The organism is Streptomyces coffeae, assembly GCF_016741875.1.
GTDB classification, from domain to species: Bacteria; Actinomycetota; Actinomycetes; order Streptomycetales; family Streptomycetaceae; genus Streptomyces; species Streptomyces coffeae.
Genome location: NZ_JAERRF010000094.1, coordinates 1 through 3,330 on the forward strand (window position 1 = coordinate 1; position 3,330 = coordinate 3,330).

The 3,330-nt window shown below is 66.8% G+C and carries 4 protein-coding genes; 2 read left to right on the forward strand and 2 right to left on the reverse strand.

Translation table 11 applies throughout. The features are described from left to right. Together JK363_RS41040 and JK363_RS41045 are read left to right on the forward strand one after the other, a co-directional pair. Positions 1-1,066: P-loop NTPase fold protein (locus JK363_RS41040; RefSeq protein ID WP_215911754.1), on the forward strand; the 1,066-nt coding region annotated here is incomplete at its 5' end. 74 nt (positions 1,067-1,140) lie between these two features. Next, complete coding sequence (locus JK363_RS41045) at positions 1,141-1,767, forward strand: hypothetical protein (protein WP_201883428.1); 627 nt, start codon at positions 1,141-1,143, stop codon at positions 1,765-1,767. A gap of 327 nt (positions 1,768-2,094) precedes the next feature. Here the strand turns inward: JK363_RS41045 and JK363_RS41050 are convergent, their stop codons facing one another. Further along, positions 2,095-2,595, reverse strand: a complete 501-nt coding sequence (locus JK363_RS41050) for a hypothetical protein (protein WP_201883429.1) — start codon at positions 2,593-2,595, stop codon at positions 2,095-2,097. 156 nt (positions 2,596-2,751) lie between these two features. Next, complete coding sequence (locus JK363_RS41055) at positions 2,752-3,078, reverse strand: hypothetical protein (protein WP_201883430.1); 327 nt, start codon at positions 3,076-3,078, stop codon at positions 2,752-2,754. Between the last annotated feature and the right edge of the window lie 252 nt (positions 3,079-3,330).

Consider the following 3,330-nt stretch of genomic DNA (forward strand, 5'->3'; position numbering starts at 1 on the left):
CAAAACTGCCCGGCGAAAACACTCTCTGTATACCCGGTACGAAGCCTCCGCGTCCGACTACGCCCACGCCTGGGCGGCCGCCCTCCAAAACTGGATCCACGAGGTGTGGAGCGGGCACGCCGTCGTCACCAGCGTCACGATCAGCATCCTCGGTATCGCGTGGTGGCGCTCCCGCCACGACCCCTGGCTCCCCCAAGCACTGGGGCGGCTATGGACCAGGCTCGGAGCCAACGTGGGCATCCTCATCGCTATCGGCAGCCTGGCCAGCGCCTTCTTCGACCCCCAGCTACGCCAGCTCGCATACGACGTGCACTTCGACACCGTCTTCGCGGCCGCGCTGCTGGCCGCCGGATGGTTCTACGTCTTCACGGCAAGCCTCTCGGAGCGAGTACAGAAGGCGCATCTGGATCTCGGGCGATGGACGCTGTACGCCAGCGACGTCTGCAAGCTTCTCGCCACCTTCCTGGGCACCTACCTCCTCTACTTCCTCATCCGCACACCCTCGACCTACGCGCTCCTCGCGGATGAGCAAAACCCTCTCCGGCTCGCTGGCCTGGTGACAGGCACGTTGCTCGCCCGCGCTGCCGGATGGCGGCCCACCCCCGCAGAACCCCGCCTCGTCACCCGCTGCCGCAACCACCTCTACCGGCTGCAGACCATCCAGACGACGACCAACGCCCTCTCCAACAGCACCGCTCAGATCATGACGCTGGGCGGCTCTCACGCCACATCCATCTCGACCATGCCACCGAACTTCCCCGCGCTGGTCGAAGAGTTCCGCGACCTTCTGACCAGCATCGCCGACACCCTGGCCGCCAGAAGGCAGCGCGTCCTCATCGCCATCGACGAAGTCGACCGCCTCAGCTCCGACGCACAGGCACTGGCCTTCCTCGCCGAGATCAAAGCCATCCTCGGCGTCCGCCACGTCTACTACCTGATCTCCGTCGCCGAAGACGTCGGCGCTGCGTCCGCCGCGGCCTGCCCCACCGGGACGTCACCGACAGCTCACTCGACGACATCATCCACGTCGAGGCATGCACCCTCAAAGAAGCCAACGCCATCCTAGAAAAACGATCAGAGCACCACACACCCCACACCGCGCTCCTCACCCACAGCCTCTCCGGTGGCCTCCTGCGCGACATGCTGCGCTACGGCTTGCAGATCGAAGAGATACAAGCCAAAACCGAGACCCACGAACTCGCCCACATCGCACGTCAGCTCATCCTCGAAGAACTCTCCGAAACACTGGCGGGATTCCGAACCTTGCTGAGCAAGCAGCAATGGACCCAAGACACCAGCGGCATCTTGAGCGACTTCCGCACGCTCTGCGGACACCTCAAGACCTCACAGTGCGCCTGCTCCGACGGGACGCTGATCCACGCCCTCGAACACTTCGCCCACCAGCCCGCCAGCAGCCAGCCGACTCACGGAGACATCACCGACACCGCCCGCCAGCTCATCGACGAAGCCGCTGCCTACAGCTACTTCTCCCTCACCCTGCTGGAAATCTTCACCGCCCCAGGACTCGACCGACGCAGCGAACGCGCCCGCGCGCAAAGTGCCTACGGTGCTCACGAACGACTAGCAGAAGCCCGCCTCGAACTGGTCATCTCCCCGTACAGCGCACGCACCCTCATCACCCAGATACGCAAGGCATGGGCACTCAACGACAGCCCCAGCATCGACGTCCTCAGCCCCATCCTGCGCAGGATGTCCTGCCCCCTGCATAGGTCACGACCTGACCCATTCGGCCTGCGGAACTGCTAGGACTTGCCCGGGCGGGAACCCGTACGACCATCCCCGTCCAGCAGCCCCCAGCATGCGAGTTCCTGCCACTGAGCCTCCGGGAGCCTGTCGCATCAGCAGAGTGTAGGAGTTGCCGCTGACAAGGCCCGTACCGGGAAGCATCTGTGCGAGGACTTGAGCCAGCCATCAACTGCCCCGATGCAGGGCTCGCGCGCTGCGCCGGGGCAGTTGATGGCTGGCAAAACCATGCAGGCACGTGAGACGGGAACGGCCGCAAACCGCCTTACGGATGCGGTCTCTGTCCAGCGACCCGCGTCCGGGGCGCTGGACAGCTCTCTCGTACCCGGTTTAGCGGCGTCGTCCGCCGCACCCGGCATGCCCGCAGCCGCCGCAGGAACCGCCGTTGTTACATGCGCAGGGGCACGGTCCTACCCGTCTGGGGCGCGGTGCGCTATCTGCCGCGCGCTGGCGGGGCATGGAAGCCGCGACGGGGGCGGTGGGGCGGTCGGGGTTGGTGCGGTAGGCAGCGGTCTCCAGCAGGCGCAGCCGGGCGGGGTGGGGGCGTTGGTCGAGGCGGGTGAGGAGGTGCGGTAGGGCGGGGTCGGTCAGGCCGGTGGTGTGCCATCCGGCGGCTGTGACGATGTGTGAGGCGGCTTCGGCTTCGAGCCACGCCGCGTGGTGGGTTGAGAGGTGACTGGCGTGCTGGTTGCAGATCTTCTCGGTTGCGGTGTGCAGGATGTCGGCGCACGGGGCTGGTGTGTTGGTGCCGACGCGCTGGAGCAGGCGGTAACTGCGGGCGAGGATCTGGTGGACGAGAACGCGGTGGTCCTGCAGGCCGGGAGTCGACATGAGGGTTCTACCTTTCGGGGAATGGTTTGGGGAATTGCCAGGCGCTTCACATGGCGCGCCAGATGAGTGCCATGAGGGGTGGCGGGTCACGGGCAGGCGTGCGGGCTCTGCTGTGCCGTCGGCTTGGAGACGCCGGGGTGTGGTCGCTGAGGGTGTTTAGACGGCCAGGAGGGCGGTCTGGTAGGCGTCGAGGACCAGGTCGAGCTGGTGCATCTGCTGGGCGTAGCGGGCTGCGTGGAGTTCGGTGGCGCGGCTGGCGTAGTGGATGGCGGTCGCGTCGGCGTGGGGTGGACCTTGGTCGGTCAGTGCGTCGTTGAGGTGGTCGCGGGCGTTGGTGGCGTGGCGGCGGAGTGTGGTGTGGAGGCGGTCGGCTTCGCGGGCGGTGTCGCATAGGAGTTGGGCGAGTGTTCCGAGGGCGGTGTGGGTGGCCTGGCGGTGGCGGCGCAGTGCGATGTAGCCGTCGTCGCCGAGGGTGGTGAGCAATGTGGCTTCACCAGGCCGGGCCGGACTTGGGGACGGTGGGCTCATTTGGAGCGTGGAGGGTTTCGCGGTGCCGCGAAGGCGGCTGGTGGGGCTGTTCATGGCGGGTGGTTTGCCTTCCGGTGGTGTGGGTGGGGGTTATGGGGTCGGGCCGTAGGGGCAGGTGGGGGTGTGGGCTTCGTCGTCGGCGAAGGTGGTGGGGTAGGTGGGTGGGATGGGTCCGCTGTCCAGGGGTGCGGGGTCGGTGGCCAGATG

What these genes read in the sequence shown, in the direction of transcription:
- JK363_RS41045 (WP_201883428.1), top strand. Translation starts at nt 1,141, where the DNA reads ATGCTGCGCTACGGCTTGCAGATCGAAGAGATACAAGCCAAAACCGAG.
- JK363_RS41050 (WP_201883429.1), bottom strand. Translation starts at nt 2,595, where the DNA reads ATGTCGACTCCCGGCCTGCAGGACCACCGCGTTCTCGTCCACCAGATC.